Source organism: Paralcaligenes sp. KSB-10 (assembly GCF_021266465.1).
GTDB lineage: Bacteria > Pseudomonadota > Gammaproteobacteria > Burkholderiales > Burkholderiaceae_B.
Map to the genome: position 1 here is coordinate 3,663,745 of NZ_CP089848.1, position 22,027 is coordinate 3,685,771.

23 protein-coding genes are annotated in these 22,027 nt (G+C 59.8%); 7 read left to right on the forward strand and 16 right to left on the reverse strand.

Annotation, left to right across the window (positions count from 1 at the left end; translation table 11 throughout):
- Positions 1 to 126: 126 nt before the first annotated feature.
- From catC to LSG25_RS16800, 3 genes are all read right to left on the reverse strand, one after another.
- On the reverse strand, positions 127 to 402 hold the full coding sequence (gene catC, locus LSG25_RS16790; RefSeq protein ID WP_232742030.1) for a muconolactone Delta-isomerase: 276 nt from the start codon (positions 400 to 402) through the stop codon (positions 127 to 129).
- A gap of 20 nt (positions 403 to 422) precedes the next feature.
- A complete protein-coding gene (locus tag LSG25_RS16795; RefSeq protein ID WP_232742031.1) occupies positions 423 to 1,412 on the reverse strand; it encodes a tripartite tricarboxylate transporter substrate binding protein in 990 nt (329 codons plus the stop codon).
- Positions 1,413 to 1,493: 81 nt separating this feature from the next.
- Positions 1,494 to 2,621, reverse strand: coding sequence for a muconate/chloromuconate family cycloisomerase (locus LSG25_RS16800; protein WP_232742032.1), 1,128 nt, complete (start codon positions 2,619 to 2,621; stop codon positions 1,494 to 1,496).
- Between the two features lie 138 nt (positions 2,622 to 2,759).
- On the opposite strand from LSG25_RS16800, the gene LSG25_RS16805 reads away from it, so the two are divergent.
- Together LSG25_RS16805 and ssb are read left to right on the forward strand one after the other, a co-directional pair.
- Positions 2,760 to 3,665 (forward strand): LysR family transcriptional regulator, encoded by a 906-nt coding sequence (locus LSG25_RS16805; protein WP_232742033.1) that lies wholly within the window; start codon positions 2,760 to 2,762, stop codon positions 3,663 to 3,665.
- A gap of 172 nt (positions 3,666 to 3,837) precedes the next feature.
- Positions 3,838 to 4,341 (forward strand): single-stranded DNA-binding protein, encoded by a 504-nt coding sequence (gene ssb / locus LSG25_RS16810; protein WP_232742034.1) that lies wholly within the window; start codon positions 3,838 to 3,840, stop codon positions 4,339 to 4,341.
- Positions 4,342 to 4,550: 209 nt separating this feature from the next.
- Here ssb and LSG25_RS16815 read toward each other — a convergent pair whose 3' ends face one another.
- Positions 4,551 to 5,129: an AAA family ATPase gene (locus LSG25_RS16815; RefSeq protein WP_232742035.1), complete on the reverse strand. Its 579-nt coding sequence runs from the start codon at positions 5,127 to 5,129 to the stop codon at positions 4,551 to 4,553.
- A 14-nt stretch (positions 5,130 to 5,143) separates the two neighbouring features.
- Complete coding sequence (locus tag LSG25_RS16820) at positions 5,144 to 6,793, reverse strand: MFS transporter (RefSeq protein ID WP_232742036.1); 1,650 nt, start codon at positions 6,791 to 6,793, stop codon at positions 5,144 to 5,146.
- 331 nt (positions 6,794 to 7,124) lie between these two features.
- On the opposite strand from LSG25_RS16820, the gene LSG25_RS16825 reads away from it, so the two are divergent.
- Together LSG25_RS16825 and LSG25_RS16830 are read left to right on the forward strand one after the other, a co-directional pair.
- The gene (locus LSG25_RS16825) at positions 7,125 to 7,934 is read left to right on the forward strand and encodes an enoyl-CoA hydratase/isomerase family protein (protein WP_232742037.1); all 810 of its coding nucleotides are present in this window, start codon (positions 7,125 to 7,127) and stop codon (positions 7,932 to 7,934) included.
- A gap of 77 nt (positions 7,935 to 8,011) precedes the next feature.
- Positions 8,012 to 8,983 (forward strand): tripartite tricarboxylate transporter substrate binding protein, encoded by a 972-nt coding sequence (locus tag LSG25_RS16830; RefSeq protein WP_232742038.1) that lies wholly within the window; start codon positions 8,012 to 8,014, stop codon positions 8,981 to 8,983.
- A gap of 5 nt (positions 8,984 to 8,988) precedes the next feature.
- Here the strand turns inward: LSG25_RS16830 and LSG25_RS16835 are convergent, their stop codons facing one another.
- On the reverse strand, positions 8,989 to 9,423 hold the full coding sequence (locus LSG25_RS16835) for a cupin domain-containing protein (protein WP_232742039.1): 435 nt from the start codon (positions 9,421 to 9,423) through the stop codon (positions 8,989 to 8,991).
- A gap of 39 nt (positions 9,424 to 9,462) precedes the next feature.
- Complete coding sequence (locus tag LSG25_RS16840) at positions 9,463 to 10,932, reverse strand: M20 family metallopeptidase (RefSeq protein ID WP_232742040.1); 1,470 nt, start codon at positions 10,930 to 10,932, stop codon at positions 9,463 to 9,465.
- A 264-nt stretch (positions 10,933 to 11,196) separates the two neighbouring features.
- Between LSG25_RS16840 and LSG25_RS16845 the strand changes: the two genes are divergently transcribed.
- Positions 11,197 to 11,508, forward strand: coding sequence for a high-potential iron-sulfur protein (locus LSG25_RS16845; protein WP_232742041.1), 312 nt, complete (start codon positions 11,197 to 11,199; stop codon positions 11,506 to 11,508).
- Positions 11,509 to 11,956: 448 nt separating this feature from the next.
- On the opposite strand, the gene LSG25_RS16850 is transcribed toward LSG25_RS16845, so the two are convergent.
- A complete protein-coding gene (locus LSG25_RS16850) occupies positions 11,957 to 12,190 on the reverse strand; it encodes a DUF6356 family protein (RefSeq protein ID WP_232742042.1) in 234 nt (77 codons plus the stop codon).
- 147 nt (positions 12,191 to 12,337) lie between these two features.
- On the opposite strand from LSG25_RS16850, the gene LSG25_RS16855 reads away from it, so the two are divergent.
- Positions 12,338 to 12,805, forward strand: a complete 468-nt coding sequence (locus LSG25_RS16855; protein WP_232742043.1) for an Lrp/AsnC family transcriptional regulator — start codon at positions 12,338 to 12,340, stop codon at positions 12,803 to 12,805.
- A 137-nt stretch (positions 12,806 to 12,942) separates the two neighbouring features.
- The gene (otnK, locus tag LSG25_RS16860; RefSeq protein ID WP_232742044.1) at positions 12,943 to 14,223 is read left to right on the forward strand and encodes a 3-oxo-tetronate kinase; all 1,281 of its coding nucleotides are present in this window, start codon (positions 12,943 to 12,945) and stop codon (positions 14,221 to 14,223) included.
- A 71-nt stretch (positions 14,224 to 14,294) separates the two neighbouring features.
- Here the strand turns inward: otnK and LSG25_RS16865 are convergent, their stop codons facing one another.
- From LSG25_RS16865 to LSG25_RS16900, 8 genes are read right to left on the reverse strand one after another with little or no spacing between them, the layout of a single operon-like run.
- Positions 14,295 to 15,254 carry a nitronate monooxygenase family protein gene (locus tag LSG25_RS16865; RefSeq protein WP_232742045.1) on the reverse strand — a complete coding sequence of 320 codons (960 nt, stop codon included), beginning with the start codon at positions 15,252 to 15,254 and terminating at the stop codon, positions 14,295 to 14,297.
- 15 nt (positions 15,255 to 15,269) lie between these two features.
- Entirely contained in the window at positions 15,270 to 15,770 is a 501-nt protein-coding gene (locus LSG25_RS16870; RefSeq protein ID WP_232742046.1) for a MaoC/PaaZ C-terminal domain-containing protein, read from the reverse strand.
- A 55-nt stretch (positions 15,771 to 15,825) separates the two neighbouring features.
- Positions 15,826 to 17,424 carry an AMP-binding protein gene (locus tag LSG25_RS16875; RefSeq protein WP_232742047.1) on the reverse strand — a complete coding sequence of 533 codons (1,599 nt, stop codon included), beginning with the start codon at positions 17,422 to 17,424 and terminating at the stop codon, positions 15,826 to 15,828.
- Position 17,425: 1 nt separating this feature from the next.
- Positions 17,426 to 18,139: an ABC transporter ATP-binding protein gene (locus LSG25_RS16880; RefSeq protein ID WP_232742048.1), complete on the reverse strand. Its 714-nt coding sequence runs from the start codon at positions 18,137 to 18,139 to the stop codon at positions 17,426 to 17,428.
- Positions 18,136 to 18,897 carry an ABC transporter ATP-binding protein gene (locus tag LSG25_RS16885; protein WP_232742049.1) on the reverse strand — a complete coding sequence of 254 codons (762 nt, stop codon included), beginning with the start codon at positions 18,895 to 18,897 and terminating at the stop codon, positions 18,136 to 18,138. Before LSG25_RS16885 ends, LSG25_RS16880 begins: the two co-directional genes overlap by 4 nt.
- The gene (locus tag LSG25_RS16890; protein WP_232742050.1) at positions 18,894 to 19,787 is read right to left on the reverse strand and encodes a branched-chain amino acid ABC transporter permease; all 894 of its coding nucleotides are present in this window, start codon (positions 19,785 to 19,787) and stop codon (positions 18,894 to 18,896) included. Before LSG25_RS16890 ends, LSG25_RS16885 begins: the two co-directional genes overlap by 4 nt.
- A 4-nt stretch (positions 19,788 to 19,791) precedes the next feature.
- A complete protein-coding gene (locus LSG25_RS16895; RefSeq protein ID WP_232742051.1) occupies positions 19,792 to 20,664 on the reverse strand; it encodes a branched-chain amino acid ABC transporter permease in 873 nt (290 codons plus the stop codon).
- 19 nt (positions 20,665 to 20,683) lie between these two features.
- A complete protein-coding gene (locus tag LSG25_RS16900) occupies positions 20,684 to 21,811 on the reverse strand; it encodes an ABC transporter substrate-binding protein (RefSeq protein ID WP_232742052.1) in 1,128 nt (375 codons plus the stop codon).
- Positions 21,812 to 22,027: the final 216 nt, after the last annotated feature.

The window sequence follows — 22,027 nt, forward strand, 5'->3', positions numbered from 1 at the left end:
TGGCCGCCCCTACCCGCGTCCTGCGAAATGCCGGCGCCCGTTCGGAAGAGCAGCCATCAGGGCGGATAACACAAAGGCCTTAATCGAAGGCTCCCCGGCCGATGACATGCCTTCCCAGGCATGGCCTTATATCGACGAGGGATGCCTGCAAAGCGCCGTGACTTCCATTTCCATATAGGGAAACAAGGGCAGGCCGCTCAGGATCTGGTGCAGTTCGTCGTTGTCTTGTACATCGAAGATGCTGACGTTTTCATATTTGCCGACGACGCGCCAGATGTGCAGCCATTTGCCTGATTTTTGCAGGGCCTGTGAGTACTGCTTTTCTTCGAGCTTGATGGCATTGGCCGTATCGGCCGGCATGTCGAAGGGTATGTTCACCGTCATTTGAACTTTGAACAGCATGGCGCTTCTCCTGGGTGCGGTTAGTTGGCCTGGATGCCGGCTTCCTTGATGATTCGGCTCCATTTGCTTTCTTCGGAAGCCAGGTACGTCTTCAATTCGGCCGGCGAGCTCCCTACCGCCTCGGCGCCTATGGTACTGAATGTAGCCTGGACCTTGGGCGTTTTCATGGCATCGAGCATGGACTTGTTCAGCCTGGCAACGATGTCGGGCGGCGTGCCGGCCGGCACGAATGTAGCGAACCAGGGTGTTAGATCGTAGCCCGGCAGGCCGCTTTCCGCAACGGTGGGAACATCCGGCAAGGTGGCCGACCGTTTGCTGGTGGTGACCGCTATGGCTTTGAGTTTGCCCGACTGGATGTGCGGCTTGGCCGAGGTGATGCTGTCGAACATGAAATCCACTTGGCCGCCCAGCAAATCGGTCATGGCGGGGCCGCTGCCTTTGTAGGGGACATGCATCATCTTGATGTGCCCCAGGCTATTGAACAATTCTCCAGCCAAATGTATAGAGGTTCCCACCCCGGCCGAGGCGAATGTGTATTTGTCCGGGTTGGCCTTGGCCAGAGCCAGTACATCGGCAACCGTGTTGACGTCTTTCCGGCTTGCCTGCGTGACCAGTATGTTGGGCACATACGCCAGCAGGGAGACGGGCTCGAAATCCTTGATGGGATCGTAGTTCAGGCTCTTGTACAGAGACGGATTTACGGCCATGCCATTGGCCGCGATCATGATGGTGTAGCCGTCGGGCTTCGAGTGGGCAACGTGCGATGCGCCAATATTGCCGCCCGCGCCAGGGCGGTTTTCGATGACAACCGCCTGGCCCAGTTCCTTGCTCATTTGCTCGCCCAGCGTGCGGGCAATCACGTCCATGGCGCCGCTGGGAGGGAACGGCACCACCCAGGTAATAGTGCGTGTCGGGTAGTCGGCGGCCTGGGCCGGCAGGCCCAGGGCCCATGGCAGTGTCGCGGCGGCGGCCAGGACCAGAAGTTTTCTTTTGGCGTTGTTGAATTTCATGCTTATCTCCAGATATCAAATACGTGTGGTGTGGTTTCAAACTTTCTGAAAGGGCGAATCAAAAGCCGGGTCTCCTGGCTCCTAGCCTTTACGCCTGTAATGCATCAGCTTGTCTTCATCCAGTGCGATTCCCAGGCCGGGGCCAGTGGGGACCTTCAGTGAAAAATCGGCGTACTCGGGCCGCTCGACGACAATATCGTCCTTGAGCAGCAGGGGGCCGAACAGTTCGGAGCCCCAGCCCAGGCGCGGCAGGGTACTGAATACGTGGGCGGCGGCTATCGAGCCGATGCTGCCCTCGAGCATGGTGCCCGCGTACAAAGCCATGCCGGCGGCGTCGCCGACGGCGGCGGTCCTGATTGTGTTGTAGAGCCCGCCTGCCTTGGCGATTTTCAACGCCAGGACATCGGCCGCGCCCCTCTTGGCAATGGCCAGGGCGTCGGCCGGCGTGTGGATGGCCTCGTCGGCCATGATGGGTACGATAAAGCGGCTTGCAAGCCGCGCCAGGCCATCGATGTTGTCGCGGGCGATGGGCTGCTCGACCAGGTCTATGCCGGCAGCCTCCAGTTGCGAGATGGCTTTGGCGGCATCCGCTTCGCTCCAGGCCTGGTTCACGTCCACGGTTATGCGGACATCGTCGCCCAAGGCTTGTTTGATGGTGGTTACATGCGCCACGTCTTCCCGGATGCCGCGGCGTCCCACCTTCAGTTTGAAGGTATTGTGCCGGCGTGAGGCCAGCAGGCTCTGCGCTTCGGCTATGTCTGTTTGGGTATCGCCGCTGGCCAGGGTCCAGAGCACCGGCAGGCGCTCACGCACTGCACCTCCCAGCAAGGTCGATATCGGTACCCCCAGGCGCTTGCCTTGGGCATCGAGCAATGCCGTTTCAATCGCGCATTTGGCGAAGCGATTTTCTTGAGCGATCGTTTCCAGGCCTTGCATGGCGGCATGGATATTTTGCGCATCCTTGCCGATCAGGGCCGGCGCCAGGTATTGGTCGATGCACAGCTTGATGCCCTCGGGGCTTTCCGCTCCGTAGCTCAGGCCGCCTATCGTGGTGGCTTCCCCCAGGCCTTCAATATCGTCCGAAGCCTTGATCCTGACGATGACCAGCGTCTGGCGGTTCATGACGGCCATGGCCAGTTTGTGGGCCCGGATGGTCGGCAGATCGACAATGATCGCTTCGATGGAAAGCAGGGTGGTGCTTGGTTTCATACTTTTAAAGTAGTGGAAAATGGGCGATGGAATTTAAAGAAGCATTGAGCTATCTTCCGGAGCTTAGTATTCTTAAGGCTTTGGTGGGTTTTGTCCAAGATCAAATAAGTTGCTATGAATACTTTATAGGTATGGGTTATGGAACTCAGACAAATACGCTACTTCCAGTGCGTAGCCGAGGAGCTCAGCTTTACCAAGGCGGCGGCGCGCCTGCATATGGCCCAGCCACCGCTCAGCCGCCAGATCCGTCAACTGGAACAGGAACTGGGCGCGGAACTGTTCGAGCGCCTGGGGCGATCGATACGGCTGACGGACGCCGGCAGGTTTTTCCTGGATCAGGTAAGCCAGGTGTCCCGGCGGCTGGAAGATATTGCGGTGGCAACCCGGCGGATTGCCGAAAAGCGCAAGAAGTGGTTCGGCATAGGTTTTGTGCCCTCGACCTTGTACGGCTTTGTCCCCGCCTTCGTTCGGCAGGTGATTGCGCTGGACGATCAGTTTGAAATCGGCCTGGCGGAGATGACGACCGTACAGCAGTTCGACGCCTTGAAGACCGGGCACATCGACGTAGGCGTAGGGCGCATATTGCTGGAGGATCCGGAAATCGAGCGCCTGGTTCTCGTGGACGAGCCCTTGATGGTTGTTGTGCCCCGGAATCATAGGTTGTCGCGGCATGCCCGGGTGCGGCTGGAGGACATCTTGTCCGAACCCCTTATCCTGTATCCCGCCAAGCCCAGGCCCAGTTATGCCGACCATGTTGTCGGCCTGTTGGAGAAACATGGCCATGTGCTTAAAATCGCCATTGAAACCAATGAAATGCAAACGGCGGTGGGCCTGGTGGCGACCGGATTGGGCATTACCCTGGTGCCCGGCTCGGTGCACCGCCTGCACCGGGACGATATCGATTACCTGGCACTGGATGCGCCCGATTTCACCTCACCCATCATGATGAGCTGGTTGAAGAAAAACGATTCGCCGTTCCTGAAGGAAGTCATAGGCCTGGCCAAGAAAAGCGCCATCGATTATTACGGACAGGGGCGGGCTTAGGGCCTTTTCCTGGCGGGCGACAGGACTAATGCGGGCCTGATGGCAAGGTGGAAGCGGTTTCTGTGGCCTTGGCTGGATGAAAGTATCTTCGTGCGAATACCCGCTCGCTACACGTTTGACTGCAAATCGTCGATAATAGGCTTTATGTGAAATTTTTACGGTAGATATCGCCATGGCATCGGTCAATAAAGTCATACTCGTAGGCAATCTGGGACGCGATCCCGAAGTCCGCTACAGCCCCGACGGCGCGGCAATCTGCAATGTATCCATTGCGACCACTTCCCAGTGGAAAGACAAGGCGTCGGGGGAAAAGCGCGAAGAAACCGAGTGGCATCGGGTCGTGTTTTACAACCGCCTGGCTGAAATCGCCGGCGAATACCTCAAGAAGGGCCGCTCGGTCTATGTTGAAGGCCGCCTTAAAACCCGCAAGTGGCAAGACAAGGACACCGGCGCCGACCGCTTCAGTACCGACATCGTCGCCGACCAGATGCAAATGCTGGGTGGCCGCGAAGGCGAAGGCATGGGGGCGGGCGGTGGTGGTGGCTTCAGCAGCTCGGCTCCGCAACAACAACAGCAGCAACAGCGCGCTCCGCGTCCCGCCCAGGGCGCACGCCCCGCCGCGCCGCAGGCCGCTCCGGCCAATCTGGCCGATATGGATGATGATATTCCGTTTTAGTTCGCCCGGAAAATTATCGATTCTAGCTTGTGATGAAAAGCCCTGCCAGATAATCGTTCTGGCAGGGCTTTTTGGTACTGGCGCTGCAGATTTATGTATTGAGCGGGATTAGGCGGGGTGAAGCGCAGCGTGTCTTTGACGCGAGCTGGCCGTCGCTTCGGGGATGTTGGCAGAGGGCGGGTGGTTCTCCGCCTCACCACCCATACGCCTCAATGAACCAGCTCATCCAATATCCCGATTTGCTCGCCAAGAGGCAGGTTCGCATCAATGATGGGGATACTGCCATTTTGAACCGAGGCAGGTCGTTTCAGCGCGTCGACATAAGCCTCCCAATGATCAAGTTTCCATTGGTCGCGCGGGTCGGCCCGGGCAATAAGGCGTTCTTTGCGCACAGCCAAGGATAGTTCCAGCCAGACATGGCGAAGGCGCGTCTGGGCAGGAAACCCCAGCTCCTGCGTTGAAAACAACGCCAATGAAGCCAACTCCCGGCTCCATGGTCCGGGGAAAACCACATCCAGTCCCAGCGCAAGCTGGTCCCTGGCAATACGCAGCGTGCTCAGGTATTCCAGGTCGCGTACTTTTTCCTTGAACAGCGGGCTATCCCGGTCGTTGGGGGCTTGCCCGAGCGCTTCCAGCAAACGGCCCGACCAGCTTTCGCTGACTACGTCTTTGTCCAGGGCGCCCCAGGCACGGCCTTTTTCCCGTTGCTGCGCAACGAAATATTGGGTCAGGAACGATTTGCCGGTTCCGGCGTGGCCCAGGATGAAAAGAGCGGTTGGCTGGTGCATGGGCTATTTGGCGATCAGGGGATTTCGGTATGTTCCTTCAGCGGCGTGTCGTCCCGTACCGGCACGGTCTGGCGCTCGATCATGCGGCGCACGCGCGGCGGCTCCGCGCCGCGGTGGAGCGCCAGGAGCCTGTCGAAAACCTCGGCATCCGCCTGTGTGCGCCGCTGATGGTGGCGCACATATTCCACCCAGGTGGGCACATGATAGCTTTCCGTCCAGATGCGGGGGTTTTCAAGGTCGCGCAGAAGCGCCCAATGGCGTGCTCCGTCCCGGATGCGAATGCGGCGGCGAAGAGCCATTGCGATGAGGAAGGCGGGAACATCGCCCTGCGCGATCTCGTACTCCAGCATGATAAGAATGGGGCCGCTGCGCGGCTTCAAGTCCAATTGCAATTCCGGTTCATTGAAGCGATTCAGGGGGTCGAGATTCAGCGTGCCGAACTCCGGCAAGGCAAAGCGCAGCCCCATCATGGCTCCCAGGACCAGCGCGACGCCGGAGGCAATAAGTGCCGTGGCCACTCCCTGGGCATCGGCCGTCATGCCCCAGAGCCAGCTGCCTGCCGCCATGCCGCCAAAGGTAGCGGTCTGATAGAGTGCGAGCGCGCGCCCGACGACCCAGCGTGGCGTGGAGAGCTGTACCGTTACGTTAAAGAGCGACAAGGCCAGTACCCAGCACGCTCCGGCAGGCAATAGCGCGATACAGCTCAGCCACATTTTGTCGCTGAATGCGAGCAGTGCGGCGCTCAGTGCAAAGCCCAGGAAGCTTGCGCGCACGATCGTCTCATTGTTCCAGCGTTCACGCACCCACGCGTTGAGCAATGCTCCGCCGATGGCGCCGGCACCGAAACAACCCAGCAAGATACCGTAGGTCAGGGCGCCGCCCTTTACCAGGTCGCGTGCGACCAGCGGCAACAGCGCGAGGATCGAGACCGCGGCAAGCCCGAAGACAAACCCGCGGAACATCACCTTCACCAGGTTGGGCGACATGGCGATGTAACGCAGGCCTGCTGCGATGGCGCTTCCGAACGCCTCGCGCGGCAGGCTGCGCGGCGAGTGTTGTGGCTTCCAGCGCGCAAGCGCCACGATAAGGGCAATGTAGCTGACCGCATTCAAGGCAAATGCAAACGCTGCGCCGGCGACCGCGACGATAAGGCCGCCGACGGCGGGGCCCACGCTACGCATGAGGTTGTAGCTCATGCTGTTTAGCGTTACCGCCCCAGGAAGATCCTCTCGCGGAACAAGATCGCCCATCGAGGCCTGCCACGATGGATTATGCAGCGCCGTGCCGCAGCCGATAAAGAAAGTGAAGGTCAGCAGCAACCACGGCGTAAGCAGCCCGGCTATGGCAAAGACCGCAAGCACGGCTGAAACCAGCATCATCGCGGTTTGCGCCGTCAGCATGATATTGCGGCGGTCGAAATTGTCGGCAAGCGCTCCGGCGGCGAGCGAGAAAATCATGATCGGCAAGGTGGTGGCCGCCTGCACCAGGGCCACCATATCGTCCGAATCCGAGATCGTTGTCATTAGCCATCCGGCCCCGACCGCCTGGACCAGGCCGCCAAGGTTGGACGCCAGCGTTGCGGTCCATAGCGCGCGAAAGCTGGCGTGTCGAAACGGGGCCAAGGGTGATGTTGTTTGGGGAATCTTGAAGTCTCCTGTATGCATGCCCGAGATTCGTATGCCAGCCCAAAAACAGACTCTTGTGTCGGCGCAGACCGCCAGGCTCATTTGGTTTGGAAACGGCTACGCCGGATGCTCATGGGCCTATTTTTCACATTGAATTTATTGTAACAGTGGAACTGCGCTCACCACTCGACTTTATCAATACTTATAAAATATCGAATAATTTAATTGTTTGACCAATAATTATATTAGACCTATACTCCGCGGCAAAGCTCAAGCCGAGTTCGTTTTTGCCGGGCTTGTTTTTCAATGGCTGAGGTACGGGCGGGTATTGAAGCAATGCAAAGCCGCCGGAATTATGGGGAGTAGGCAAATGACGCAAAAGAGCGGAGCAATTGTCGGCGGCGCGGAAGAATTTGTGGAATACCTGCGGGAAGGTCCGCTTGCTGTGGTGCGGCTGAACAGGCCCGATCGGCTCAACGCCCTGTCCGAGCCCATGAAGGACCGGCTTGGCGAATTGTTTGAACAGCTTGGGCGCGACGATTCAGTGCGAGCCGTCCTGCTCTGTGCGGCGGGGCCCGCTTTTTGCGCCAGCGGCGACATTACGACGATGGGCAACTTTACCGTCGCGTCGGCGCGTGATCGAATCAAGCGGGCCCATCGCATGATATTGGGGTTGGCGAACATGGAAAAGCCCGTCGTGGTCGCTGTTCGCGGCGCGGTGGCCGGAATAGGCTGGAGCCTGGCCATGGCCTGCGATGTGATCTACGCATCGGATACCGCCTATTTCTCGCAAGTCTTCAAGAATGTGGGCCTGGCGCCCGATGGCGGCGGGGTTTACTTCCTGGCGCAGAACCTGGGTGTGTTGAAAGCCAAAGAGCTGGTGCTTTCGGGCCGGAAGTTGTCGGCAAGCGAGGCTCTCGGCCTTGGTTTGGTGGCTCGAGTCTCGCCCGATGCGGTGCTGGAACAGGAAGCCAAGGCACTGGCTGAAAAGTTGGCCGCGGGCCCGACCTACGCATATGGCGTAGGCAAGAAAATGTTCAAGCAAATATCCACCCCGTCGCTGGAAAGTTTTCTGGACGCCGAAGCCTGGGCTCAGTCCACTGCGCTGATGAGCCACGACCATGTGGAAGGGGTGCGAGCATTTTTGGAGAAACGAAAGCCGCAATTCAAGGGCTGTTGAATCACCCTTGAATTGCATAGGTGGGAATCGTCGTACAAGCGCGTTGGTCGGGCGGTCATTTGAATCAGGAGAACACAATGAAGCGAGGTTTCTGGTGTGCTGTGATTTTCACAGGAATTGCAACGCTGGGCCCAGTCCGGTTCAGCCAGGCGCAAGAGTATCCCACTCATCCTATCCGACTGATTGTCGGCTATGGCGCCGGGGGCGGAACGGACATGATCGCCCGCCTTGCCGGAGCCTATATGGCGAAGGAACTGGGCCAGCCCATTGTGGTGGAGAACAAGCCGGGTGCGGGCGGGAACATTGCCACCGAAGCCGTGGCCCGCGCACCCGCCGATGGCTATACCTTATTGCTGGCCGTCAACAACGTGACCATCAATCCGTATATCTACAAGCATATGGCTGTCGACATCGAGAACGATCTGCGCGGCGTGAGCATCATTGCAAACTCTCCGATCGTGCTGGTTACCAATTCATCGGCTCCATTTAAGAACTTGGCCGGAATGATCGATTACGCGCGCGCTCATCCGGGCAAGATCAGTTATGGCACGCCGGGCATAGGAACGCCGCAGCACCTGGCGGTGGAACTGCTTATGCATATGACGGGAATCAAAATGACCCACATCCCTTACAAGGGTTCCGCCCAGTCGCTGTCGGACTTGCTGGCCGGGCACATCCCGTTGGTATCGGCTGCGATCAACTCCGCGGAACCCTTTATTGCCGCCGGGAAGTTGCAGGGCCTTGCCGTGGCCGACCCCAAGCGGGTGGAAGCACTGAAAGATGTGCCTTCAATCAGCGAGGCGGTACCCGGATACGATGTTCAGATCTGGTACGGGCTGATGGCGCCGAAAAAAACGCCGGACGCTATCGTGCGCAAGCTGAATGAGGCCCTGGCGCGTGCCGTGACCTTGCCGGGGATGGCGGAAAAAATGCGGGATCAGGGGTATGCCATTGCATTGACCTCGCCGCATCAGATGGATGAGGAAATCAAGAAAGACCTGAAGAAATGGGGAACGGTCATTCGTGCGGCGGGAATACAGCCGCAATGAGTTGATCAGGCCCGCGGTGCGGCGGGAACCAGGCCATAGCGCGTCATGACTGCCATGAGCTGCGCACGGTCTGGGGCACCGCCGGCGCCGATGACATTGGCGACGTCGCGGAAATACTGGGGGCCGATGTCGGGGGTCTGCACGATCAAGGCTCGGGCGCAGTCGCGGTGAGGATTGCTGAATCCATGCACCGACCCCCTGGGTGAATACATGCAGTCGCCTGGCTGCAGATCGCGCGTAACGTCATCGACCGAATAACGCAAGGTCCCTTCCAGAACGTAAACGCATTCATCGTTGTTCATATGGCTGTGCGGCGGCGGGACGTTCGATCCCGCCGGGACCGTCAACTCGAATACGCCCATGCCCGCCTGGGCGGCCCCATCGACCAGATACTTGATTTCAAGCTGGCCAAGTTTGATTGCCTCGAATGGCTGTGTCATGGTTGCCTCATCGAATGATCGTGTAAAAGAGCGCCGCCGCTACAGCGGCAAGGCGGCAATTGTCTGCGCGACAGCCGCCGTAAGTTTTTTACCGTAGGGCACGTGCAGGAATTCATTGGGGCCATGCGCATTGGATTGCGGCCCCAGTACCCCGCACACCATGAACTGCGATTTCGGAAAACCCGCCTGCAGCATGCTCATCAATGGGATGGTGCCGCCCTGGCCGATGTAGCCGCAAGGCGCGCCGTAATACTGCTGCGAGGCGGCGTCAAGCGCTGCGCTCAGCCAGGCGGCCGACTCCGGCGCATTCCAGCCTGTGGCGGCTCCCTGGTCGGGTTTGAACAGCACCCTGGCGTTGTAGGGCGCGTCGGCTTCCAGCAGTGATTTCAGTTCCTGTACGGCGGCGACCGCATCGATCAGCGGCGGCAGGCGCAAGGAGAGTTTGAAGGCGCTGCGGGGGCGCAGCACATTGCCCGCGCTGGTCAGGGGCGGCAGGCCTTCGGCACCTGTCACGGAGAGCGTTGGCCGCCAAGTGCGGTTCAACAAGGCCTGCTGGGGCTCGGTGGTCATGGGCAGCACGAATCCGCCGTCCGCACCGCAGCTCCAGGGGAAGCGGCGCCAAACCTCATCGCCCAGGATGCGTGCCGTGGCCTGCACCTGTTCGAGGCGGTCGGCGGGGATTTCGCAATGAAAGCTCTGCGGCAGCAAGCGTCCCGTGGCGCTGTCTTCCAGGCGGTCCAGCAAGTGCCGCAAAATGCGAAAGCTCGACGGCACGACGCCGCTCGAGTCGCCGGAGTGCACACCTTCGTCGAGCACCTGTACTTCCAGGGTTCCGGCGACCAGACCGCGCAATGAGGTCGTCATCCAGAGCTGATCGTAATTGCCCGCGCCGGAGTCCAGGCACACCACCAGCGCCACGTTGCCCAGCCGATCACGCAAGGCATTGACGTAAGGCAGCAAATCGTAGCTGCCGGATTCTTCGCAGGTTTCGATCAGGCCCACGCAGCGCGGCCGCGGTATGCCTTGCTTGTCCAGAGCCAGGATGGCCGTCAGCGATGCGTAGGTTGCATAGCCGTCGTCGGCGCCGCCGCGGCCGTAGAGCTTGCCGTTTTCATACTTGGGGGTCCACGGACCCAGCCCGGAGCGCCAACCCGTGAATTCGGGTTGTTTGTCGAGGTGGCCGTACAACAGCACCGTATCGCCGTTATCGCGGCGTGTGGCCGGCACATCGAAATAGATGATGGGAGTGCGGCCCGGCAAACGCACGACCTCCAGCGTCAGGCCGCGAACCTTTTGCGCCTCGATCCATTGCGCCGCGTCGCGCACCACCCGTTCGATGTAGGCGTTCTCGGCCCAGTTGGCATCGAAAGCGGGGCTTTTTGCCGGGATGGCAATGTAATCGGTCAGGGCCGGGATAATCTCCTGGTCCCATTTTTCGTCGACAAAGCCCTGCAATGAGTCTGGATTCAGTGAGTGAGGCAAAGCGCTGCCGGGGACACGGGCATTCATGGGAGAGACCTTGAAAGGAGCGTAATGAAAAATATTCTACGCCCATTGAGCGGGTTTTTTCTTTACGGCTGGTTGTTTTCCCGTGGACAGACTCCTACTATAAATAAGGTGGGAAGCCGGCTTGGCGCCCTGCGCCGCATAAGGGCGCTGGAAAAAGGACAGGCCTGAAGGCATTTGGGCTCCCGGTAACTTCCGGGATTTGTATTTAAAACCACGTAACACCCATCGCCTGACGAACGCGATGGGATATCAAGGAGTCTCAATATGAAATCATCTCGACGCACTTTTTTAATCTCCGGCATAGGCCTCGCCTCGTCGCTGGCATTGACGGGCCAAGCGTTTGCGGATGCGGCAAAGGTCGATGAAAACGACCCCACCGCGCAGGCGCTTGGCTACAAGCACGATGCAAGTTTGGTCGACAAGGCCAAGCAGACCAAGTACGCTGCCGGCGAGGATTGCGGCAATTGCCAGCTTTTCCAGGGCAAGGCCGGTGATGAATGGGGCCCCTGTCCGATCTTTGGCGGCAAGCAGGTCTCTGTAAAGGGCTGGTGCAGCGCCTACACCAAGAAAGCCTGACGGCAATACCCGTAAGGGTGGTCCTTGTGGCCACCCGCGGTTGACACATCGCCCCTACACGGACCCACGAGCGGCCCACACAATCCCCTCATAGTCGCTGTAGTCATTCGCTTTGGTCATGATCGCCCAAAGAACTTAATGCAAGCGGGGGTGGCGGCCCAGGCGGGGTGAGCGAGCTTGAGTCCGCCGCGGCCGGCGCCTGGATCGGGAGGCAAGGGAGCGGCTGTTTGAGCGTCAAGGGTGTCCACAGCCCGGGGGGCTGTGGACGACGCGAGTTCCGCGACCGCCCGATCCAGGCGCCGGCCGCGGGCAGTCCTGGCAACGCCAGGACCGGACGAGGCGAGCCCACCCCGCCTGGGCCGCCACCCCCGCGTCTTAAGAACACAGATGACGAAGACAGCCATAAGGCGCCCCCAGTACACCGCCTATCGACCTCCCAAGACGGTATCTACGGACGCCGAGATGCCGCGCGGACGCGATTGGCCACCATGCGGTCGTACAGACGCGAGATCGCGGTGCTGCCGGTCTTGACGAAAAGAAAAGGAAAAATGCCGTGGATCAGGGCGGCCAGCGATGCCAGCAGCATGGACGAGCCAAATGAAAACGAGGCCGCCATATGCTCGAAGTAGTTTTCCCCGACCGAGGCGGGATGCGCCCTGAATAACTGGAATAGCCTGCTCATAATGGTCACCCGATTGCCTGCCTGTTGCCGCGTGTGATTTTTGCCCTGCGGATAGCAATCATTATGGCGTTTCCCGGATAGAAAAGGCATCCAAAAATCGCCGTATAATTCGATATAATGAGAAAAATATTCTCATAAATAGCAAATATGGATAAAAAAGATACTCAAATATTGGCTCTATTGCAAAATGACGCTTCAATCAGCCTGCACGATCTTGCGAAAGCCGTCAGCCTCTCGCCCACTCCGTGCTGGCGTCGGGTCCAGAAGCTGCGGGAAGAGGGGGCGATCCGGCAGCAGGTGGTCCTGTGCGACCCGGCAAAACTCAATCTTGGGCTGACGGCGTTCGTGGCCATTCGAGCCAGCCAGCACAACGATGCATGGACGACGCGTTTTGTCGAAGGGGTGCGCGATATCCGGGAAATAGTCGAGATCTACCGGATGTCGGGCGAAGTCGATTACCTGCTCAAAGTGGTGGTCCCCGACATCGCCGGCTACGACGGCGTTTACAAGCGTCTGATCAAGGTCGCGGAATTATTGGACGTCAGTTCCAGCTTTGCGATGGAAGTGGTCAAACATACGACAGCCCTGCCGCTGGATTATGCAATCAGAAACTAGAAAAGCTCGAGTCACTGGACGAGACTTTTACGATATTCTTCAATAACAGGATGATCGCGACAAGGGTGGTCATGCTCGCCTGTTGAAGTTTGCTGTTTATGCCCCTTCTCAAGCGCAAATAATCAAGGAATCAATTCATGGCAATCAAGCTGGGCTGTATTGCGGACGATTTCACCGGCGCAACGGATCTTGCGAACAATCTGGTGCAGGCGGGAATGCGCGTGCTGCAGGCCATGGATGTGCCCGGCGAGCCTTTGCGCTCGGATGTGGATGCGGTGGTTATTGCGCTCAAGTCTCGAACCATACCCGCCGCGGATGCGGTCAAGGAATCGCTGGCGGCGCTGCGGTGGCTTCGAGCCCAGGGAGCCGCGCAGATTTACTTCAAGTATTGCTCGACGTTCGACAGTACCAAAGAAGGCAATATCGGCCCGGTCACGGAAGCCCTGATGGACGCCCTGGATACCCGCTTCACCATTGCCACGCCAGCGTTTCCGGACAATAAAAGAACGGTTTTCAAAGGCTACCTGTTTGTCGGCGACGTGCTGCTGAACGAAAGCGGCATGCAGAATCACCCACTTACACCCATGACCGACTCGAACCTGGTCAGGGTCATGCAGGCTCAGTGCGCGCGCAAGGTGGGGCTGATCGACTACACCGTTGTGCAAAAAGGCGCTGATGCTGTGCGACAGCGCGTAAGTGAGTTGCAGGCCAGCGGGGTTGCCATTGCCCTGGTCGATGCGCTGTCCAATCATGATCTGGCGACGCTGGGGGCGGCATTCAAGGATCTGCCGCTGGTGACCGCCGGATCGGGCCTGGCTATTGGCCTGCCGCAGAATTTCGGCCTGGCGCCTTCCGGCCAGGCGGCCAGCTTGCCACCCGGCTCGGGTGCGCGGGCCATCGTGTCGGGCAGCTGTTCCGAGGCCACCAATGCGCAGGTGGCCGCATTCATGGCCTCGGGCCACGCCGCCCTTGCCCTGGATCCATTGCAAGGCGCATCGGGAGCCGACGTGGTGGGCGCCATTCTGGCGCAGGCGGTTCCTTTGCTGGAAAAAGGGCCGGTGCTTGTCTATTCCACGGCGGACGCGGCGGCCGTCAAGACTGTGCAGGAAAAATTGGGCGTGGCGCAAGCGGGCGCCTTGATCGAAGAAACCCTCGCCGCTATCGCTCGCGGCCTGGTGCGGCACGGTGTGGCGCAATTGATCGTGGCGGGAGGAGAGACATCGGGGGCTTGCGTGCGGGCCCTGGGCATTTCGCAAATGCAGATTGGGCGCCAGATCGATCCGGGAGTGCCCTGGTGTTTTGCACAGACCCGTGTTCCCGATAACAAGGGCATTCATATTGCCCTGAAGTCGGGCAATTTCGGCAGCGAGGATTTCTTCACAAAAGCGTTTGACTGCCTTGCCGGGCAGACCGCATAAAGCCCGCCCTTGCTTGCCGTGCCGCCACGGCGCAATGGCGTCGGATTTAGGCGCCGATTATCCCCGGGGCCTCAGTCTTGTGCCAGGGCCTGCAATTGGCGCAGCGCCTGCCGGTATTCTTCACGCAGCCGCGCCACAATCTGCTTTACCGGCAAGACGGAGTCTATGTTCCCCACGCCTTGCCCGCTGCCCCAGATGTCCTTCCATTTCTTGGGTTTGCCGATGTTCATGCTGTCGAGGCCGCCGCCCGACAGGTTGTCGGGATCGAGCCCGGCCGCCACGATGCTGGGCTTCAGGTAGTTTCCGCTGACGCCTGAAAAATAAGGCGTATAGAGGACATCGGCCGCCGTGGTGTCGACGATCATCTGCTTGTAGGCGGATACGGCGCCGGATTCGTCGGAGGCAATGAAGCGCGTGCCTATGTAGGCCAGGTCGCAACCCATGGCCTGGGCCGCCAGAATGGCGCTGCCGTTGGTGATCGATCCGGCCAGGACCAGCAGGCCGTCGTAGATGGCCCTGACTTCGTTCACCAGGGCGAAGGGGCTTAGCGCGCCAGCATGGCCGCCAGCCCCCGCGCATACCAGGATCAAGCCGTCCACGCCTGCCGCGATGGCCTTCTTTGCGTGGCGCATGGTGGTGACATCGTGCAGGACCAGGCCGCCGTATCCGTGCACGCGTTCGACCACGTGCTCGGGCGAATGCAGCGAGGTAATGACAATAGGTACGCGGTACCGTACGCAGACATCCATGTCGTGCTGCAGGCGTTCGTTGGTTTGATGCACGATCAGGTTGACGGCGTATGGAGCGGGCTGTTCGCCGGGATGTTCAGCGCGGTAGCGGCTCAGGCCTGCTTCAATGTCATTGAGCCATTTCTCGAATTCTTCCTGCGGCCGCGCGTTCAGGGCCGGGAACGAGCCTACGATGCCGGCGCAGCACTGGGCGATGACCATGGATGGGTTGGATACCAGGAACATCGGCGAGCCGATAACGGGCAAGGCGAGTTTGCTTTTGAGCGAGGTGACTTGGGGCATGCGAAACCTATCGATCTAAGTATGTGATGGGGCGTCGCCTTGAGGCGTGTCGGCCTGCTTCTTTGCCGCGCCCTGCCGGGACAGGACCAGAGCATCGCTTTCGCCCTCCTGCACCACGGCGCCGGCTTGGTTGATCAGTTGGAAGCGCCGTCCCAGCTTGCCGCTGTTGCCGCTTTTGCCGGGCTCGACAGAGGTAATGGTCAGCCGCAAATGGATGGTGTCGTTGACCAGCAGCGGCGCAAGGAAATTCCAGTTCCGGAAGCCCAGCATCGCAATGATCGAGTCGTGGAATATGCCCAGTTCGTGCAGCATGCCGGTGCTGACGGCAATGCCGAGCACGCCATGCACGACGCGTTCGCCATAGCGTGTCGACCGTGCATATTCCGAGTTGGCATGCAAGGGATTCCAGTCGCCCGACAGCATGGAGAAAAAGGTCAAATCGGTTTCCGTAATCGTTCTGCCGCCGCTTTCGAATGTTTGTCCGACAGAAAAATCTTCCAGATAATAGCTAGTCATGCGAGGTATTCCTGTTCAGCGTGAGTGGGGGCATAGTACCTGGGCGGCCCGGGCTTCAACTTGCCTGCGCCAATTTTTGCATGGCCATCTCGCGCAGTTTGGTACGCTGTATTTTGATGCCGTTGGAGCTTTGGGTGGTAGGGAATTCGTTTATGGCCCAGAAGCGGGCCGGCACCTTGAATGCGGCCAGGGAATCGGCCACGCCGGCGGCCAGTTGTTGCTCATCCAGGGCGTGTCCGGGCCGCAGCACCACGAAAGCCGCGCAACGGGCCTGGCCTTTGATGTCGACGCCTACGACTTGCGCGTCGACCACGCCTGGCAGGTGTTTCAGCACGTCTTCGATTTCCACCGGGTTGACCAGATAGCCCGCCAGTCGCATGGCATCGCCCTGGCGCGTCAGGTAGACAAAACTGCCATCGTCACGCAGATACCCGACGTCTCCGGTCGTGAAGAAGCCTTCTTCGTCGATGGCCCTGCGGGTTGCTTCGGGATTGTTCAGGTAGCCGGCGAAGTTGGTGGCCGCGCGAATCTGGATAATGCCGCTTTGACCCGTGGGCAGGACCTCGCCCGTGTCGATATCGCGTATGCGGATTTGCGCATCGCGGCTGCAGGGGAGGCCGCCGCCCTTCAGTCTTTCAGATAGAGGCGCGTCGGGGGGCTGCACTGAAAAAAGGGCTTGCACTTCACTGGATCCGTACAGGCCCAGCATGGGAATCCGGCGCTGCCACGCCTGGCGGGCAAGCTCTTCCGCGCCCGGCTGGAAAGAGGCAAAGCCGAAGAGGCGGGCCGAAGGGAATGGCGGGCTGCCTTCGGCATGGTCGATAATGCGGCGATACATTTCATCGCTGCCGAACATATGCGTGACGCGGTGCCGATTGATGAGGCGTACCGCGTCGGCACTGTCGAAGGTATCCATGATGACGACCGGCTTTCCCGCGGCGAATGCTGCGACAGTGGCGTTGAAACCGAATACGCCGCAAAAGGGCAGTATAGCCAGCAGGCATGCGCCATCGTCTTCGAGGCCCAAGGCTTGCGCCACGCGCTGGCAGTGCAGGGCGATGGTGCGCTGCAAATGCATGACGAGCTTCGGGCCGCTGGTCGTACCCGAGGTGGCGAACAGTATGCTCAACGAGTCGGCGCTGCCGACTGTCGGCGCATCGCCATCGGGCAGGTCGGCCAGATTGAGGGCCGTGGTGGGGGCGTTGAGTACTGTGCCGGGCAGGTCGCCGCCGGCTCGATTGACGACGGCGACGCGTGTCAGTGCCCGCGCGGAGGCCGGGCTGACATCGGCCAGCACTGAAGGAAAATCGATCTTGCGGAAATTCAGCTCCAACACCAGCAGCTTCGCCTGGGAGCTTTCCAGGATGTCGCTCAGTTCGTGCGAGCGGTAGCGCGTATTCACGGCCACCAGCGTTGCGCCAAGCTGCGCCAGCCCGAAATACAGGGTGAGCCATTCTATGCGGTTGACCAGCCACACAGCCACCTTGTCGCCGGGCGCTATGCCCTGTGCGTGCAGCCAGACGGCGGTTTTGCGGCACATGGCGGCGAATTCGCCATAGGTGATTTCATGATCGCCGTCGATAAAAGCGACATCGTTGGCATGTGTGCGGGCATGATGCGCCAGCAATTCCGGCATGCTCTGGTACAACGGCATATCAGTAAAGCTCCATAAGTTTCGCGTTATCGGAAAGCTCCGCAGGCAGGGCTTCGCGGATAATGGCGCCAGACTTCATGACCACGACGCGATCCGAAATCTTGAGCGCCTCTTTGACGTTCTGCTCGACCAGGAGGATCGACATGCCGGTATTGCGTTGCAATTCGCGGATGGGCAGCAGCAGGTCCTGGAACAGCTTGGGAGCCAGGCCGATGGAGGGTTCGTCCATCAGCAGGCATCGCGGCCGGCTGAGGAGCGCGCGCCCGATGGATACGATTTGCTGCTGTCCGCCCGACAGCGTGCCGGCCCGCTGCTGATAAAAGCCGCCCAGCGCCGGCAATACCGACATGACCCATGCCAGCCGTTCGGCACGCTGCTGCACCGGAATACCCACGGCCCACAGGGCCATTTTCATGGTTTCCGCCACGGTCAGCCCGGGGAAAATCCCCCGCCCTTCAGGGACCAGGGAGAGCCCCGCCGCCGTCAGGGTGCGAGGCTCGATGGCATCCAATGGCTTGCCGTCGAGGAAAATCCGCCCACCCTGATGCGGAATCAGCCCGAACAGGGCTTTCAGCAGCGTCGATTTGCCCGCGCCGTTGTGCCCGATGAGGCACAAGACTTCGCTGGAGCGCAATTCGAAATTGAAATCGTTCAGGACGGGCCTGCCGCCATAACCCACCACCAGGCCTTGCGTTTTGAGCACGGCGTCGCTCATGTCGGTTGCTCCCCGAAGTAGATGGCGGCCAGGTGCGGGTCGTTCAGCACGGTGCCGGGGTCGCCATCGGCCAGCAGCCTGCCCTGGTCGAGGAAGGCAATCCGATCGGAAATGCCGATCACGATATCCAGGTTGTGCTCGATGATGCAGACGGTGACGCCCTTTTTCACTTCACTGCGCAGCAGTTCGAGAAACAGCTCGTAGGATCCCCGGTCGAGCCCCGAAGCGGGTTCGTCCAGCAGCCACATCTGGGCATCGGTGGCCATGATGCGCGCCATGCTCAGGAACTTGCGCTCGGCATAGGCGAGATCGATGGCCCGCACCTTGGCTTTGTGGCTCAGGTGGGTTCGGGCAAGGATATCCGCGACGCGCTCGCGGCGTGCCGTGTGGCCGGCGCGTCCGCCCGGTTGCCACAGCCAGGATACTGGCTCCATGACGCACAGGACGTTTTCCTCGACCGTCATTTGATCGAAAAGGCGCAAGTCCTGGAAGCTGCGGGCAATGCCCTGGCGTGCGATCTTCCAGTGCGGCCTGCCGACGATGGATTCCCCTTTCCACAGGATATCGCCGCCGGTCGGCGCGAGATAGCCGGTAATCAGGTTGAACAGGGTGGTCTTGCCGGCGCCGTTGGGGCCGACCAGTGTCGTGATGACACCGGCGCGCATATCCAGCGAGACATTGTTGGTAACCTGCAGGCCGCCGAAATTCTTGTTGAGATTGCTGATGCGCAGCAATACTTGATTGTCCGGATCGGTCATGGTTCCCCCTGATTTTTCCGGGCGCTCACCAGGCCGCCTGGCCGGAAGATCATCAGCAGGACCATGGCCGCGCCGTAGGCGATCTGCTGGATGGCGCCGATTTCGGTTTGCGGCAGGAACCACATGTAGCTGAACAGGCTGGGCAGCAGCATGAGCAATACAGTGCCCACGATGGGTCCGAGCAGAGTGCCTGTGCCGCCGATGATGACCATGGCCATGAGCAGCACGGACGTATCCAGCGTAAAGCTTTCCACATTGATGAAGCCCAGGTAGAACGCGTAAAGGGCTCCCGCTATGGCGGCCAGCGCCGACGAAATCATCACCGACAGCGTTTTGATGACGGCTACATTCTTGCCGAAGGCATGAGCGGCCGATTCGCTGTCGCGTATCGCTTTAAGATTGCGGCCGAAGCTGGAACGCAACAATGTGTTGGTGACCAGGATGACCAGCACCAGGCACCCCGCCGCCAGCAACAGGAATTGGACTGGATCGGTGATGGCGTGGCCGAACAGGTCTGCGGGGGGGATGCCGATAACGCCGCCCAGGCCGCCGGTGAATGATTTCCATTCGGAAAAAATCGTGACGCCCAGCACCTGCAGGCCCAGCGATGCCGCGACGAAATATTCGCCCCGCACCCGCAGGGCCGGCAAGGCCAGAATCAGCGAGAGCAGGCCCGCGGCCACCATGGACACCGGTATGGCCAGAAACAGCGATGCACTGGCATGCAGCGCGAAGTAAGCCGCCGTGTAGGCGCCCACACCAAAGAAAATGGCATGGGCAATGGAGAAAATGCCCGCGTAGCCCATAATGAAATTAAGCGTTATGGCCAACACCGCATTGATGCACATCAGCGTCGCGAGGTTCAGGATGTAGGCAAGCATTTTTTCCATGCCCTCACGAAGTAATGGCGCGGCCGAAGAAGCCGGAAGGCCGGAACAGAATGAACAGGAACAGTACGATGAAGGTGACGGCTTCGCTCCATTGCGGTTCCAGGTAGAGCAAGGCCAGGTTCTCGCTCAAGCCCAGAAGCAGGCCGGCGCACGCGGCGCCGCGCAGGCTGCCCACGCCGCCCACGATGGTTGCGGCCAGGCTGATCAGCATGACGTGATGAGTAACCGCCGGATTCAGCCCCGAACTGGCTGCGCTGAGTATCGCGGCCGGCACGGCCAGCAGGGACCCCAATGCGAATACGATGGTCGACAGGCGTCTCGGGCTAAGGCCATAGACACGGATAAGCTCGGGGTTTTCGGACAAGGCCCGCATGCCCATGCCTATATGGGTGCGCATCAGGAAAAGCTGCAGGGCTCCAAAAAAAACAATGGCGCAAACAATGGCAATGCCCGACAAAGGCGATACGTACAGGCCGGGTATCAGTTCGGCGCTGCGCGACAAAGGCGTCGAAACAGAGACAAAGCCGCGGCCGAAGATCATGCCGATCAGGTTTTGAACGATGATTCCGATACCCAGCGAGGCCACGAATACCGTGAAGAAGGAGCCCTCATGGCGCTGGATGGGGGCGTATACGAACCGATCCAGCAAGACGCCGAAGACGACGGCCGCCAGGGCGGCGCCCAGTACGGCAAGGAGCCAGTGCAGGTGCGCCACCGAATATACGTAATAAAACACGTAGGCGGCGATGGTGAAGGTGGCTCCGTGGGCAAAATGGAACACCCTGGTCGAGCCGAAGATCAGCGAGAAGCCGACCGCGATGAGCGCGTACAGCGCGCCCACCTGTATCCCGTTGATCAGGAGCTGTAGCAGCAGCATGGAGCGGGTCCTTGCGGTATTACTGGGAAACTACAGAGACTACCTTGCCGCCCTTGCCGTCGACTTCATTGACCTGCATGGCACTGATCACCGTGCCGTTGCTGGCAAACGTTGCCTTGCCGCCAACCAGGTCGAAAGTCTTGGTTTCGATGCGCTGGGCCAGCAGGTTTTCGCCCGTTACGGGTTTGCCCTGCTTTTCCAGTTGCTGGGCCAGCAGGCCGAACAGGCGAACGGCGTTGTAGTAGTTGGCCACGTAGGCCGTGGGCATCTTGTTGTATTTCTTTTTGTAGTCGTCGACAAAGCGCTTGGTTACCGGGTCGGTGGAGTTCCAGTCGACGTTCTGGGTGGTGTAAAGCGCGCCCGCGGCTTCGGGAAGCTTGTTGATTTCGGGGATGGAAAATGCGCTGTAGCTGACGAGCTGCTGTTTCAGGCCGTTATCGCGGAATTGCTTCACGATTTGAGCTTCTTGCGAGCCATAGGACGCGATATAGATGGCGTCGGGTTTGGCGGCGCGCACGCGTGCTGCGATGCCGCTGAATTGCTGCGATGAGGCAGGCACCGACAACGCTTCGACCAGTTCGCCGCCCGCCTTGGGCAGCGTGTCGGTCATTTCCTTGCGTATGGACGCACCCAGCGGGTCATCGACGTAGACCAGTACGAAGCGCTTCAGCTTGCGTTCCTTGATCAGGTACGGAATGATCGCTTTGACTTCAAAGTTGGCCAGAGGGATGATATTCCAGAAATACGGGCCGAGGTCCGCCAGGTCGGGGCCGACGCCGCCGCCATTGATGGCCACGGTCTTGGTTCGTGCCGCGGTGGTGGAAATGGCTTTCGAGACACCCGTAAACGCCGAAAGCACATAGGGCACCTTGGTCACATTGACCAGCTTGTTCATGCCTATGACGCCCTGCTGCGGCAAGGCCTGGCTGTCTTCGTACTGGATAGTCAGTTTTTCCTTCAGGATTTTGTCGGCATTGATATGCTCGGCCGCCAGATTCGCGCCCGTGCCGAAAATGTCGCCATACGTGGCATTCGGGCCGCTCATGGGAAACAGGGCGCCTATCTTGAGATCGGCGGCCTGTGCGCACGCCCCCCATGCCGCAAAGGCAAGCAGGCTGATGGAAAGCGTTTTCTTGGCAAAAATCATGGTTTTGTCTCCGGAATCATTCTGACGTGAATCGCCACTAAGTGGGCTCGGTCGATAGATTTATTATCGGCATCGCAGCGGGTCGCTACTCGCCTCAGTGTGCCCCGTGAAGGCGCAAGCTGCAATTAGTTTTTAGAAAAGAGCGTATTAGTGTTCGCTTAATACAAAGGTTAATACAAAGGTGGCGGCACAGAGGCCGTCGCATGCTATCGGCCC